Source organism: Flavobacterium psychroterrae (assembly GCF_018380615.1).
Classification (GTDB): domain Bacteria; phylum Bacteroidota; class Bacteroidia; order Flavobacteriales; family Flavobacteriaceae; genus Flavobacterium; species Flavobacterium psychroterrae.
Map to the genome: position 1 here is coordinate 16154 of NZ_JAGYVZ010000012.1, position 14375 is coordinate 30528.

Sequence of the window (14375 nt, forward strand, 5' to 3'; positions counted from 1 at the left end):
CACAGATTAAAGGATTAAAATGATTGAAAAATCTATAAAATCATTTTAATCTGTGGCAAAAAACTTTATACTTTTTCTTTCAAAGCAATAGCATCAATATCACTGTGTGAAACATCATAAACCGCTTTTCCGTTTTTGATCAAAATCAATTGTGGAGATTCATGATATACACCAAATTTACTGGCAATTCCGTTAGAGATATCTCTATGCGCAATAAGATCTAAAAAATAAGCAGCAACTGTTTCATTTAAATCATATTCACGCTCAAATTGTTTCAAAGCCATTCGGCTAATACTACATCTTGTACTATGTTTGAAAATGACAACCGGTTTTTCCTGAGAGATGGCTTCAATTTCATTTAGTTGAATAATATCTGTTAATTCTGTCCAATTAACATTGCTTTTTGGAGAATCTGAATTCTCTGAACTTCCGAAGATTGAATTTAAAAAACTCATAATTTGACTTGTTTTGTGACTTTTTGACGCTTAAAATGAGTTAAAAACTGATTTTTAATGTCATTTTGTCTTTATTTTTACTATGGAATATGTTTTGACTAATCTGAAACAAAGTTATATCATTTAAACTTAAAAATTTAATCCAATAAATTGTAATTTTAATGGTATCGCAATTTATAAGTAAAATCAATCAAATCAAACACATATGAACATAAATAAATTCACAATTAAGTCGCAGGAAGCCATTCAGCTGTCACAGCAATTAGCACAACGCAACGGACAACAGCAAATTGAAAACGAACACATTTTTAAGGCTATTTTTGAAGTAGATGAAAATGTAGCACCATTTATTTTGAAAAAGCTAAATGTAAATGTTCCGTTATTTTTACAAATATTAGATTCAACGATTCAGAGTTTTCCAAAAGTTTCCGGAGGTGATATTTTACTTTCCAGAGATGCAAATAAAGCGTTGAACGAAGCAGAGATTATTGCTCAGAAAATGAACGATGAATATGTTTCAATCGAGCATTTAATTTTGGCGATTTTTGATTCAAAAAGTAAAGTTTCGCAAATTTTAAAAGATCAGGGCGTTACAGGAAAAGGGTTGAAAGCAGCAATTGAAGAACTTCGTAAAGGAGAAAGAGTAACTTCATCTTCGGCAGAAGAAAACTATAATTCGTTAAATAAATATGCTAAAAACCTAAACGAATTAGCACGAAACGGAAAATTAGATCCAGTTATTGGACGTGACGAAGAAATTCGTCGTGTGTTACAAATTTTAACCCGACGAACAAAAAACAATCCAATGTTAGTGGGAGAACCAGGAGTTGGTAAAACCGCCATTGCCGAAGGATTAGCACATAGAATTGTTGATGGAGATGTGCCGGATAATTTAAAAGATAAAATCGTTTTTTCACTTGATATGGGGGCGTTGATTGCCGGAGCTAAATTCAAAGGAGAATTTGAAGAACGTTTAAAATCAGTTGTAAAAGAGGTTACCGCTGCTGAGGGTGATATCGTTTTGTTTATCGATGAGATTCATACACTTGTAGGTGCGGGTGGAGGAGAAGGCGCAATGGATGCGGCTAATATCCTGAAACCGGCTTTGGCTCGTGGAGAATTAAGAGCGATTGGAGCTACAACTTTAGATGAATATCAAAAATATTTCGAAAAAGATAAAGCATTGGAACGTCGTTTCCAAAAAGTATTAATTGATGAACCGGATACAGAAAGTGCAATTTCTATTTTACGCGGAATCAAGGAAAAATACGAAACACATCATAAAGTTCAAATTAAAGATGAGGCAATTATTGCGGCAGTTGAACTTTCGCAACGATATATTACAAATCGTTTTTTACCGGATAAAGCGATCGATTTGATGGATGAAGCGGCTTCAAAACTGCGTATGGAAATCAATTCAAAACCTGAGGAATTAGATGTTTTGGATCGTAAAATCATGCAGCTGGAAATCGAAATCGAAGCCATAAAACGTGAAAAAGAAGAAAGTAAACTGAAAATCCTTCGCATGGATTTAGCGAACTTAAAAGAAGAACGCAACGAAATCTACGCAAAATGGAAAACCGAAAAAGATGTTGTTGACGGAATTCAGGCTGTAAAATTAGAGATTGAAGATTTTAAATACGAAGCTGAACGCGCAGAACGTGACGGAGATTACGGTAAAGTAGCAGAGATTCGTTACGGAAAAATAAAAGAGGCGCAAGAACGTCTTGATGTTTTACAAAAACAATTGCAGGAATATCAATTAGGAACATCATTAATAAAAGAAGAAGTTACTCGTGAAGATATTGCAGAAGTTGTAGCAAAATGGACGGGAATTCCTGTAATGAAAATGCTTCAGACAGAAAGAGAAAAACTATTGCATCTTGAAGACGAATTGCATAAGCGTGTTGTAGGTCAGGAAGAAGCAATCGAAGCTGTAAGTGATGCCGTTCGCAGAAGTCGTGCCGGTTTGCAGGATATGAAAAAACCAGTTGGAACGTTCTTATTTTTAGGGACAACCGGAGTTGGTAAAACAGAATTAGCAAAGGCTTTAGCCGAATATCTTTTTGATGATGAAAATGCCATGACTCGTATTGATATGAGCGAATATCAGGAGCGTCACAGCGTGAGCCGTTTAGTGGGTGCGCCTCCTGGATATGTGGGTTATGATGAAGGAGGTCAATTGACAGAAGCCGTTCGGAGAAAACCGTATTCTGTAATTTTGTTAGACGAGATCGAAAAAGCACATCCTGATACCTTCAATATTTTGTTGCAGGTTCTTGACGAAGGTCGTTTGACAGACAATAAAGGTCGTCTTGCTGATTTTAAAAATACAATTATCATCATGACATCCAACATGGGAAGTCAGATTATACAAGATAAATTTGAAAACCTAAAAGGAAGTGTTGAAGCGGCAACAGAAGCGGCAAAAACCGAAGTTTTAGGATTATTAAAACAAACCGTTCGTCCGGAATTTATAAACCGTATCGACGAAATCGTAATGTTTACGCCTTTAACAGTCGAAAATATTTCGAAAATTGTTGGTTTACAGCTTAAGAGCGTCACAAAAATGCTTGCTTTGCAAGGTATTGCAATGGATGCAACGCCGGAAGCTATTAAATATTTATCTGATAAAGGTTACGATCCGCAGTTTGGAGCAAGACCCGTAAAACGTGTTGTTCAAAGGGAAGTGCTTAATCAGTTGTCAAAAGAAATTTTGGCGGGAAAGATTACAACAGACAGCATTATTTTATTAGATGCTTTTGACGGTCAGTTGGTTTTTAGAAATCAAACACAAACCGTACAATAATTTTGGTTTTATTTTTTTGAGGGAGAAAGCACCAGTCGAAAGACTGGTGCTTTTTTTATATACTTGTAATCCGTAAATCATGAAACTTTTTTTAAAAGTCATATAAAAATAGTTTCCCATTATATTATCAACTTTACATAACTATATAAACAAAAATCAAAAACATTATGAATAACATTTTTAGAGGATTATTAGCAGGTTACGGAGCAAAAAAATTAGGTGGAGGATGTTTTGGTACAATCTTCGTTTTTATCATTATTTGGGTACTTTTGGGACAGTGCAGTTAATTTTTTTAGATAAAAAAATCAATAAAAAAGTCTTAGATTAGCGCAGACAAATAATAAAACTGGTCAATTAAATTGGATACTCACGTCCAGTCAATTACACCGTTTTTATAAAATAAACAAGATATAATGGCATCAGGTTTTTTCGTATTATTAGATGATATCGCAGCAATAATGGATGATGTTGCAGTAATGAGCAAAATTGCAGCAAAAAAAACAGCTGGAATTTTAGGCGATGATTTGGCAGTAAATGCAGAGAAAGCTTCAGGTTTTGCATCATCAAGAGAACTTCCGGTATTGTGGGCAATCAGTAAAGGATCACTACTTAATAAAATAATCATTTTGCCAATTGCATTTTTACTAAGCGCATTTTTACCCGATGCCATAATTGTAATTTTAGTACTTGGAGGATTATTTCTAGCCTACGAAGGAGCCGAAAAAATATACGAATATATATTTCCGCACAGCCACGAAGAATCAGCAGGAATAACAAACGAAAACCTGACCGAAGAAGAAATTCTGGAAGTTGAAAAAGGAAAAGTAAAATCAGCCATAGTAACTGATTTTATTTTATCTGTAGAAATAGTAATTATTGCTTTAGGAACGGTAATAGACGAACCTCTTGTCCAGCAAATCATTGTAACATCAATCATTGCATTAATTGCAACTATTGGCGTTTACGGTATAGTAGCAGTAATTGTTAGAATGGACGAAGTAGGACTTAAACTAATTCAATTGGGTAAAAAAGATAATAGTTTACTCAAAAAAATCGGAAATCTACTTGTACAAGCGCTTCCCATAGTTATCAAAGGATTAACTATAATTGGTACAATCGCTTTACTTTTAGTTGCCGGAGGAATATTTGTTCATTATATTCCGTTTTTCCATCATTTTGTGCCTAAAATCAATATTCCTTCCATTATAAAAGAGTTTGTAATAGGTTTAATATTAGGACTTATAGTTTTGGCATTTGTAAACCTGTTCAAAAAGATATTTTCAAAGAAAAAACAACTTTAAAAACCTATAAGTATAAAGTTTAAAAACACTATTTGCCGCGGCGAATGGTGTTTTTTTTTGGAGCAAAACAATCATTTTCACAATACGATTTGTCCCGCTGTTCACTATATCTTTTTATCCGCAAAAAGGCGTATAAAAAGGATGCCGTTTTCATCCTACCGTCTGGACACAAGTACAAAACAAACACGAATTTCACTAACCTATTAAAATTTGTGCAAATTCGTGAAATTCGTGTTCAAAATTGATTAATAATATTTGTGTCCAGACGGTAGGTTTTCATCGGGGCTAGTTTAGAAATTTAGTTTTTTATAAGAAATAACTGTTATAGCGTAATTTTTATTATTGTGATAAATTTTTGATTTACAATTGTTTAATCTTTTTAGTGAATTATTTAACAATTTCTCAAAGCAACCAAAGCAACGTACTTGCATCTTCATAGTAATTAACAATTAATTATTATTTTATATGAAAAATTTTAGATTTAAATCAGTTCTTGTAGTATTATTTTTAGCAACAGTATTAATTTCATGCAGTAATGACGATGATAAACCTGTTACAAACCCAACTACAAAAGTGGCACTGGTAACAGAAGTAAAAGGTCCAACAACAGGAAAAGTAAATGATGAATTAAGTTATGATGTCACTTTTATTGTAGATAATGCTTGTGGAGAATTCAGTAAAATTAGTGAGACAAAAATTGGAGAGTTAAAAGGTTTACAAGTAGAGGCAAAATATCCATTAGAAGTTTGTACACAACAAGTTCCGGATCCTAAAAAAACAGTTTACAAATTCAAATCAGCAACAAAAGGAACTTTTGAAATCAAATTCAAAAAATCAGAAACTGAATTTATAAGAACAAAAGTAGTTATTGAATAATCAGATTTTTTGATTGATAAGCTTTAGGTGAGAAACCATTTTGCAAATATTTGATTCATTAGAATTATAATTGTAAAATGGTTTTTTTGAGATCAAATTTTGCCATCGAATTAAAATATATAATTAGATTATATTCTAAAGTAGAAAGTTGTTTGTCTGAAAAGATAGGTTAATTTAAAAAATAGGTTTGTTATATGTTAATTATGTATTTTTGAGAAATATATTTAACCATTAACTACTTATGATAAGAACTTTACACTTGTGCTTACTAGCCTTTTTTTCCTTTTTTTGTTTTACACCAAATATAATTTCTCAGAATAATTGGAAATTATTAAATCCCACACCTTCATATAAAACGGGTAAGGAAATTAAATTTGTATCTGAAAGTAACGGATATATAATAAACGATAATGAAATATTAGAGACTTTGGATTCTGGTATAAGCTGGAAAAAGAAGCAAGATATTTATAGTGGTAATGATTTAAAATTTTATAATAATTTAGGCTACATTGTTGGTAACAGTGGTTATATATTAAAATCGCTTGATTATGGTGCTTCATGGACACAAGTAAATACAGGTTTTATTGTAGATTTAAATACTGTAACTATAGTTAACGAAACAACAATCATTATATCAAGCTCAAATAGTCTCATTAAGTCATTAGATGGTGGAAGCACTTGGAAAAGTTTTAATATTCCCAACGCTAACGTTAACAAAACTTTTTTTACGACACCGTTAATCGGTCATGCCGCATGTAATAATGGTAAAATGTTAAAAACAATAGATGGCGGAGTTACCTGGTATGCTACTATGACTTCTAATATCACCCCTTCTGATTTTTTTACTGTTTACTTCATAAATCAGAATGTTGGTTTTGCAACTCGTGAACATAGTGATCTTTATAAAACAATTGATGGTGGGGAAAGCTGGACAGAAATTACTACTATTTCTGAGGCTATTTATGCGTTTTCATTTTTAAATGAAAATATAGGTTATGCGGCAGGCGAATATGGAGTAATTTATAAAACACTAGATGGCGGTCTTACCTGGGATAAGGCAGGATTTCAAGATGGGCTTTATGATTTTACTCATATCTATGGCATACATTTTTTAGATAGTAACAGAGGTTTTGCAACTGGTTCGAGAGGTAGAATTGTCAAAACACTTGATGGTGGCAAAACATGGACTCAAAATTCTCCCACGTACACTGATATCAATAAATTACAATTTGTAACGAAAGAAAATGGTTTTGCTCAGGTTGGAAATTCATTTTTTAAAACAATTGATTCAGGTCTAACCTGGAACATTGTAGGTTCAATAAACGATAATCGATATTACTCCGTATCTACATTTAAGTTTTTAAATGAAAATTTGGGATATGCTGCAACTGGTGGCTCATATGGTGGTTACATTTTTAAAACAACAGATGGAGGGGTGACCTGGAATGAATTGAATAAAGGAAATAATATTATTAACGAGGGAATTAAATCAATATCCCTTCTTTCTGAAAATACATTTATAATTTCCGGAGGGTATAATGAGCAAAAAGTAGTAAAAACTACAGATGGCGGATATAGTTGGGTAAAACTTTCAAATTACAGCTTTACTCAAATGCAATTTTTAGATGAAAATATTGGTTATGCACATAATAATTATGATAGAAAAATCTATAAAACAATTGATGGAGGGACAAATTGGACTGTTATGTTTACGGCACAAGAAGAGATAAAATCAATAGATTTCCTGGATAAAGACAATGGATATCTTGTAGGTTCTAATGGTTTGATTTTTAAAACAAAAAATGGTGGCGTAGATTGGGAAAAGCTTACAATTCCTTATGAGTATTATACCTTTATTAAGTTTTATTCTAAAAATATTGGCTATCTTTTTGATGAAGATGGTAAACTGTATAAAACAGAAAATGGAGGCAGTAGCTGGAAAAATATATATAATTTACCATCTAGTTATTTCACCAATAGTGTTACAATTTTTGAGAAAGATATTTATTTATCAGGAGCAAATGGTAAAATTTTGAAAAGTGAAATAGATTTTCAACCATTCAATTTTTTGTTAAATCCCGCAGAAAATATTATTAGCCGTACCGCAATTTTATCTGGGAATGTAAGCGTAAATAAAGATTATTTTGATAATGCCCGTCTTGAATATTTCAATTCAGCAGTAATACATACACTGGATATTTCAAAAAACAGGATAAATGCTGACGAGTCGTTAGATTTTTCGTTCCCAATATCAGATCTTGATCCTGCTTCAACTTATTATTATAGAATTGTTGCAACTCGTGATAATGTCCCGTATTATAGTGACATGAAAACTTTTACGACAAAAGAAGATTATTTGCTAACAATAAATTCAATTACTAATATTTTAGCAACTAAAGCAGAAATAAATGCAAGCTTAACTTCTTACAAATATGATATTACTAATGTTGAATTTCAATATAGTACTCAACAAAAATTTTCAAAGTATAACGTTCTCAATAGTAGTACTATCGTTAAAGGAAATACAACTGAAAACATAAGCGGAACTTTATCTGATTTAAATCCTGAAACTGCTTACTATACAAGGCTGAAGGCAAATTATGAAGGAAAGGAAATTTATAGTGAAATCAGTTATTTTATAACACCATCACAATATCAAATAGAACTATATAATCCGGGCATTGTAGGGAATGACGTAACATTATCAGCTTATGTAATTACAAATAGTGAGGACATAATCAATATGGTTTTTGAGTACGGAGTTTTAAATTATGACAATAGTATTAGCACAAATGTATATCAGGTTTCTGCTGGTTCTCCACGATATGTATCAGGATTGTTAGCTAATTTAGATCCTGATAAAATATATTTTTATAGATTAAAAGCCCTGCATGGACAAAATGTTATTTACAGTAAGGAAGGTATATTAAATACGGCAAAACAATTGTTTTTAAAGGCAGGAAACGTAATTGATAATAACAATTCATTTAAATTGACAGGATATGTAAATTCTACCGGAGGATAATTAACTAATATTGAATTTGAATACGGTACAACTCAAAGTTTTGGCTCAAGTATTAAAACCAATCCTAATTATGCATACGGATATGGAACTTTTACATTTAATGCAGATTTAGATAATCTTCAAAAAGGAGAAACTTACTATTATCGACTTAAAGGTTTAGATGCCAATAATACAGTTTTATATTCAGATATAGCATCATTTAGTACACAAGTTTTAGGAGTTGAAATACCTAATTTAAAAAATAACGCAATTTTATATCCTAACCCAACCAGCGGAGTTGTTAATATTGATTTGCCAGATAATAGAAATATCATTTCAATTATTATTAGCGATCAATCAGGAAAAGTTTTTAATTACGGAAATGATCTGAAAACACAAGATTTAAAGAAAATTAATCTTTCAGGAAAATCTACAGGCATATATTACGTTAGAATAATAATGGATGATAAATCAGTTATTAATAGAAAGGTGATACTTAAATAAAAAAAATATTTATGTAAGATAAAATCTAAAATAGATATTATAAAATCCCTCTAAAAATTACTATTTTTGCACTTCTAAATTTTATACCATGTCGAAAAGAAAATATAAAATCGCCGTTATTCAGTTAAACCTAAATGACGTTGCCGAAAATAATCTTAAAAAATGTATAAGCTGGGTAAAAGACGCAGCCAATAGGGGAGCAGAAGTTATTTTATTACCAGAATTATATAGCAGTCATTATTTTTGCCAAAGCGAAGATGTAGATAATTTTGCTTTAGCAGAACCACTTTACAGCACTTCGTTTATTGCATTTAGTGCATTGGCAAAAGAATTAGGCGTAGTAATTATAGTTCCGTTTTTTGAAAAAAGAATGGCAGGAATTTACCACAACAGTGCATACATTATTGATACAGACGGAACAGAAGCTGGCTTGTACCGTAAAATGCACATTCCGGACGATCCACATTTCTACGAAAAATTCTATTTTACACCAGGAGATTTAGGTTTTCAGGCAATTGAGACTAAAAAAGGAAAAATTGGAACATTAATTTGTTGGGATCAATGGTATCCGGAAGCAGCACGTATTACAGCATTGAAAGGAGCTGAAGTATTGTTTTATCCAACAGCAATTGGATGGCATCCAAAAGAAAAAGAACAATATGGAGAAAACCAATACGGCGCGTGGATGAACGTAATGAAAGGTCACGCTGTTGCAAACGGAGTTTTTGTTGCCGCTGCGAACAGAATTGGTTTAGAAAAATATATCGAAGGAACAGAAGGAATTCAGTTTTGGGGAGCATCATTTATTGCAGGACCACAAGGCGAAATTTTAGCTCAGGCTTCTCATGATCAGGAAGAAATCCTCATTGCCGAAGTAGATTTAGATCTGCAGGAAAATGTACGTCAGAACTGGCCATTTTTCAGAGACAGAAGAATCGATGCTTTTGGAGATATTACAAAAAGAGCGATTGACTAATTTGTTAATTTTATAAATACAAAAAAGGACGAAATTCATATTTCGTCCTTTTTTTGTTTTCTGTTTTATTTTATAAAGCAAAAAAAATCCGCTTCAGAATTTCTGAAGCGGATTTTTAAAAATATATAATTAAGATTATTTTACTTGGAAAGTAACTCTTCTTACGATTTGACGCGCTTCTTTAGAATTTTTGTTCACAGAAGTATCTTCACCGTTAGCAATTACATTCAATCTTGAAGCATCGATTCCAGCATTTTCAGCTACTTTTTTCACAGCTTCAGCTCTTTTTCTTGATAATTCAGTATTGTAAGCTGAACTTCCAATTTCGTCAGAATATCCAATGATATCTGCAGATTTACCAGGATTGTTTTTCAAGTATTTAACTAAGAAGTCAACACCAGATAATGAAGCATTTGTTGGTTTTGATGAGTTAAAGTCGAAATATACATTCACATAACCACCGTTAATCAATTCTTCAACAGTATTGTTTGTAGCAGCACTTTCTCCACCTTTTTTCACATAAGTTTTATCTAAATAGCTTTCTAATTCATCCGGAACACCATTTTGATTGTTATCAATAGATTGTCCTTTAGTATTTACAGCAACTCCAGAAACAGTATTTGGTTCTAAATCATAAAGATCAGCAACACCATCTTTATCAGTATCAATTAAATTAGTTTCAATAGTTGTAACTCTGTCTTCTAATTTATTTAATCTTTCATTTTCTTCAGAATACCAATCAGCATGTTTTGTGTTTTTACCTAAGTAAAAAGTCAAACCAACAGATGCATTTAATAATACACCATCTAGTGAACCAGTACTTGTAGTTCCTTGACCATCAAAGTTATGATTTTGTCTTCCGTTCACAATACCAGTAAGATCTCCAGTTAAAGCAACTCTGTTACTTAATCTAATTTGTCCAGTTAAACCAGCAATTCCATGTGCCATGTAATCTTTACCGTCAAAACCTTCATCAGAACTTAATTGAGAAACACCAAAACCACCATGAGCTAATAATCCAAATGTGTTCGTCCATGTTTCAAAGTTTAAAGCTCTACCAAGGTTTACAACCCCTTGTAAACTTGCTCTGTAATATTTACTATCGAATTCAGGAGTGTCATTGCGTTCCTGAAATTGATCATATCCAACATCTAATTTCAAACCAAATTTAGGATTAAACATATATCTTACACCTAAATCTGCGTGAAACGGGCTAAGAGATTCAGTAGTGTAACCTGATGTCATTGTTCTAAGCGGTTTGTTTACACCACCATTTAATTCAATAGACCATTTATTATAAGCAGGTTTGTCAATTGTAGGTTGAGCTGACGTTGTTGCCATATTTTGTGCACCTGCAGCGAATGTTAGTAATAAAAGCGATACTGAAGCTAATTTCTTTTTCATGATATCCAAATTTTTAATTTAATATGATTATTAAAGTTCTTATTTTTAAACTCTGGAGCAAAATTAGACCACGAGTTTTAAAATGTGTTCTATATGGTCTTACATAATTCCCATCTTTTGGGTTTTATTTATGTAAATACGTTAACAGAATCAAAATATTTGGATAAAAAAACGGGCTAAATTCATATTTAGCCCGTTTTTGAAATTGCTCAATCGGCAAGTTATTTTAAATCCGGCTGATAGATTTTTATCGTTCCATCTCCCTCACTACTAACGACTAACAAACTTCTTTTAGTTGGACCTTTAGAAGCCGGAATAAACAAAATTCCTTCTGGAGCATCACCGGTTTTTACAGTTTGTAAATATTGAGGCGATGCAGGATTTGTTACATCATAAGTCATAAAAGAATCTGATCTTTCTAAGCCAACAAACAGAATATTCTGACTTCCCATCTTAACAGCGACTACAGCTTCGGGTTCTGAGCCTTTATCATCGCTGCGTTTATCATCATAAGTTCCCAGTTCATTTGTTTTCTTGTCAACATCATTTTTGCTGTCGTAAACAATTTTCCCGGTATTTCCGTTCCAAATCGAGAAAGAACGAGCTCCAAAAGCGACCATTTCATCAAGATCTCCATCACCGTCAGTATCGCCCATATCAGCAATAAGATTCAGTCTTCCTAAATTAGTCTCCAGTTTTAAAGTTGCAGCATCAGGAAAAACAGTTGGATCAAGCTTCATGTCTTTCATTCTTTTAATATCTGAATAAGCAGTGTATTCTCTAGAATCACCTTCATTTGCAGTAACAAAATACGGAACATTATTTGCTGAAAAATGACTAATTCCGTCAGGCATAAACATTCCTTTTACCTTCCACGGATTAAAAGCAATTTTATCATCTTTATCGCTTACATCGATCGCGTTTTCGGCAGTATTAAAATCTTTAAAACCTAAAGGATAAATTGCCGTAATAGTTTTAGAAGTCAAATCAACCTTTGCAACACCATTATTTTCCTGTAATGTTACCCATGCCGTTTTAGAATCATCAGAAATAGTCACATATTCAGGCTCAATATCCTGCGCAAAACTTTTTGCAAATTTCGAAATTCTGAAACCATCCTTTTGTAAAGCAGCAGATTGACCACTCAAAGAAGCGAAATCTAAAGTAGTTACGGCATAATTATTAGTTACCTCAATAATAGAAATTGTTCCGTTTGGATCTTGAGTATAATCAGTATTTGGTTCACCTTCATTAGCCGTCATAATGTATTTTCCGTCAGGCGAAAAAGTCACCATATCCGGCAAAGCGCCAACGGTTATTTGTTTAATCAAACTGTAATCAGCAGTATTAAAAACAACAACTTTTCCGTTTCCCTGTTTGTTTACAGTTGATTCTAAGGCAACTGCTAATTTTCCGTCATAAACCGCCACACTATTCGATGCGCCTTCATAAGGAGTTAAATCAATTTTACCAATTTTACTTGGTTTTGTCGGATCAGTTAAATCAATAACATCAATTTGGTTTGTTCCGCTATTATTTACTGTAAAAAGTTTTTTTGTTTTATCGTCATAAGCCGTAATTTCAGCTGCACCTTCGCCGCCAATAGTAATTGAGCCAATTTCCTTAAAAGTTCCCGGATTTTCATTAACAACAACTTCAGGTTCTGTGTTGCTTGAATTTTCATCATTATTACAACTTACCATAATAGATAAAGCTGCTAATAATGAAATGCTTAGTTTTTTCATTTTGATAGTTTTTAGTTTTGCCAAAAGTAATTAGGAGAACTTCGTCGTATATTAAGAAGGTATTATTTAATCTTTAACTTAATTTTTATTCGATTTTTTGGCTTAGTTTTAATTTGATTTTAGATGTATTTTTTAAAATCCTTCTGAATGTTTATCTTTGTACACTTTCAAATTTAGAATTACTTTATGTCAACAAATAATAGAAGATTTCCAGCAGAATGGGAAAAACAACAAGGAATTGTATTGTGTTTTCCGCATAATGGCAACGATTGGCCAGGAAAATATGATGCCGTTCAATGGGCTTTTGTAGAATTTATAAAAAAAGTAGCCACTTTTGAAACCGTTTTTTTGGTCGTAGCCGATGAAAAACTGAAAGAAAAAGTTGCCGAAATGTTAGAAAGAGCACGTGTTAATTTTACAAATGTTTCTTTCATCATTCATAAAACCAACAGAAGCTGGATGCGTGATTCCGGACCAATTATTGTAAAAAACGGTTCGAATAGAGAAGCGTTGAATTTCAATTTTAATGGTTGGGCAAAATATAAAAACTATCAGTTGGATAAATTTGTTCCGGGCAAAATCGCAGATTTTATAGATGTTCCTTTAACGCAAGTACTATATAAAGGAAAACCTGTAATTGTTGAAGGCGGAGCAATTGATGTAAACGGGAGAGGAACTTTATTAACCTCTGAAGAATGTTTAATGCATCCATCCATTCAGGTTCGAAATAAAAATTTTACTAAAGAAGATTACGAAGCTGTTTTTAAAGAATATCTTGGAGTTACAAACGTAATCTGGCTTGGAGACGGCATTGAAGGCGATGATACTCACGGACATATCGATGATTTATGTAGATTCGTAAATGAAGATACCATCGTGACAATTATAGAAACCGATAAAAATGACGCGAACTATAAACCGTTACAAGATAATCTGAAACGTTTGCAGAACGCAAAACTAGAAGACGGAAAATCGCCAACAATTGTAGCATTACCAATGCCAAAACGTGTTGATTTTGAAGACTTAAGATTACCGGCGAGTTATGCTAATTTCCTAATTTTAAACAATTGCGTTTTAGTACCAACATTTAATGACAGCAACGATCGAGTAGCTTTAAACATATTATCAGAATGTTTCCCGGATAGAGAAGTAATCGGAATAAGTTGTATCGATTTCATCTGGGGATTCGGAACATTGCATTGTTTGAGCCAGCAGATTCCTGCTTAAATGAATCCAGCATACCCGACAAGTTTTAAAAACATGTCGGGTTTTTTAATGCCGAGCTTTTTTTTATTGACATA

Annotated in this window: 10 protein-coding genes; 7 read left to right on the forward strand and 3 right to left on the reverse strand. The window is 32.5% G+C overall.

The window, feature by feature from the left end:
- Positions 1 to 65: 65 nt before the first annotated feature.
- On the reverse strand, positions 66 to 455 hold the full coding sequence (gene ytxJ, locus KHA90_RS13545) for a bacillithiol system redox-active protein YtxJ (RefSeq protein WP_213300983.1): 390 nt from the start codon (positions 453 to 455) through the stop codon (positions 66 to 68).
- Between the two features lie 205 nt (positions 456 to 660).
- On the opposite strand from ytxJ, the gene clpB reads away from it, so the two are divergent.
- The 6 genes from clpB (at position 661) to KHA90_RS13575 (ending at position 9925) form a co-directional block, all read left to right on the forward strand.
- Positions 661 to 3264, forward strand: a complete 2604-nt coding sequence (gene clpB, locus KHA90_RS13550; protein WP_213300986.1) for an ATP-dependent chaperone ClpB — start codon at positions 661 to 663, stop codon at positions 3262 to 3264.
- Between the two features lie 413 nt (positions 3265 to 3677).
- Positions 3678 to 4565 carry a DUF808 domain-containing protein gene (locus KHA90_RS13555; protein ID WP_213300989.1) on the forward strand — a complete coding sequence of 296 codons (888 nt, stop codon included), beginning with the start codon at positions 3678 to 3680 and terminating at the stop codon, positions 4563 to 4565.
- A gap of 465 nt (positions 4566 to 5030) precedes the next feature.
- On the forward strand, positions 5031 to 5441 hold the full coding sequence (locus tag KHA90_RS13560; protein ID WP_213300992.1) for a hypothetical protein: 411 nt from the start codon (positions 5031 to 5033) through the stop codon (positions 5439 to 5441).
- Between the two features lie 241 nt (positions 5442 to 5682).
- Entirely contained in the window at positions 5683 to 8466 is a 2784-nt protein-coding gene (locus KHA90_RS13565) for a YCF48-related protein (RefSeq protein WP_213300995.1), read from the forward strand.
- Positions 8467 to 8715: 249 nt separating this feature from the next.
- The gene (locus KHA90_RS25830) at positions 8716 to 8949 is read left to right on the forward strand and encodes a T9SS type A sorting domain-containing protein (protein ID WP_394370699.1); all 234 of its coding nucleotides are present in this window, start codon (positions 8716 to 8718) and stop codon (positions 8947 to 8949) included.
- A gap of 88 nt (positions 8950 to 9037) precedes the next feature.
- On the forward strand, positions 9038 to 9925 hold the full coding sequence (locus KHA90_RS13575) for a carbon-nitrogen hydrolase (RefSeq protein WP_213301015.1): 888 nt from the start codon (positions 9038 to 9040) through the stop codon (positions 9923 to 9925).
- A 135-nt stretch (positions 9926 to 10060) separates the two neighbouring features.
- On the opposite strand, the gene KHA90_RS13580 is transcribed toward KHA90_RS13575, so the two are convergent.
- Together KHA90_RS13580 and KHA90_RS13585 are read right to left on the reverse strand one after the other, a co-directional pair.
- Positions 10061 to 11329, reverse strand: a complete 1269-nt coding sequence (locus KHA90_RS13580; RefSeq protein WP_213301018.1) for an OmpA family protein — start codon at positions 11327 to 11329, stop codon at positions 10061 to 10063.
- Positions 11330 to 11550: 221 nt separating this feature from the next.
- Positions 11551 to 13074 carry a choice-of-anchor I family protein gene (locus tag KHA90_RS13585; protein WP_213301021.1) on the reverse strand — a complete coding sequence of 508 codons (1524 nt, stop codon included), beginning with the start codon at positions 13072 to 13074 and terminating at the stop codon, positions 11551 to 11553.
- Positions 13075 to 13260: 186 nt separating this feature from the next.
- Between KHA90_RS13585 and KHA90_RS13590 the strand changes: the two genes are divergently transcribed.
- On the forward strand, positions 13261 to 14301 hold the full coding sequence (locus KHA90_RS13590; RefSeq protein ID WP_213301024.1) for an agmatine deiminase family protein: 1041 nt from the start codon (positions 13261 to 13263) through the stop codon (positions 14299 to 14301).
- Positions 14302 to 14375 lie beyond the last annotated feature (74 nt).

Bases quoted from the DNA above. Each gene is read 5' to 3' on its own strand.
- ytxJ (WP_213300983.1), bottom strand. From the start codon at position 455: ATGAGTTTTTTAAATTCAATCTTCGGAAGTTCAGAGAATTCAGATTCT.
- clpB (WP_213300986.1), top strand. From the start codon at position 661: ATGAACATAAATAAATTCACAATTAAGTCGCAGGAAGCCATTCAGCTG.
- KHA90_RS13555 (WP_213300989.1), top strand. From the start codon at position 3,678: ATGGCATCAGGTTTTTTCGTATTATTAGATGATATCGCAGCAATAATG.
- KHA90_RS13560 (WP_213300992.1), top strand. From the start codon at position 5,031: ATGAAAAATTTTAGATTTAAATCAGTTCTTGTAGTATTATTTTTAGCA.
- KHA90_RS13565 (WP_213300995.1), top strand. From the start codon at position 5,683: ATGATAAGAACTTTACACTTGTGCTTACTAGCCTTTTTTTCCTTTTTT.
- KHA90_RS13575 (WP_213301015.1), top strand. From the start codon at position 9,038: ATGTCGAAAAGAAAATATAAAATCGCCGTTATTCAGTTAAACCTAAAT.
- KHA90_RS13580 (WP_213301018.1), bottom strand. From the start codon at position 11,329: ATGAAAAAGAAATTAGCTTCAGTATCGCTTTTATTACTAACATTCGCT.
- KHA90_RS13585 (WP_213301021.1), bottom strand. From the start codon at position 13,074: ATGAAAAAACTAAGCATTTCATTATTAGCAGCTTTATCTATTATGGTA.
- KHA90_RS13590 (WP_213301024.1), top strand. From the start codon at position 13,261: ATGTCAACAAATAATAGAAGATTTCCAGCAGAATGGGAAAAACAACAA.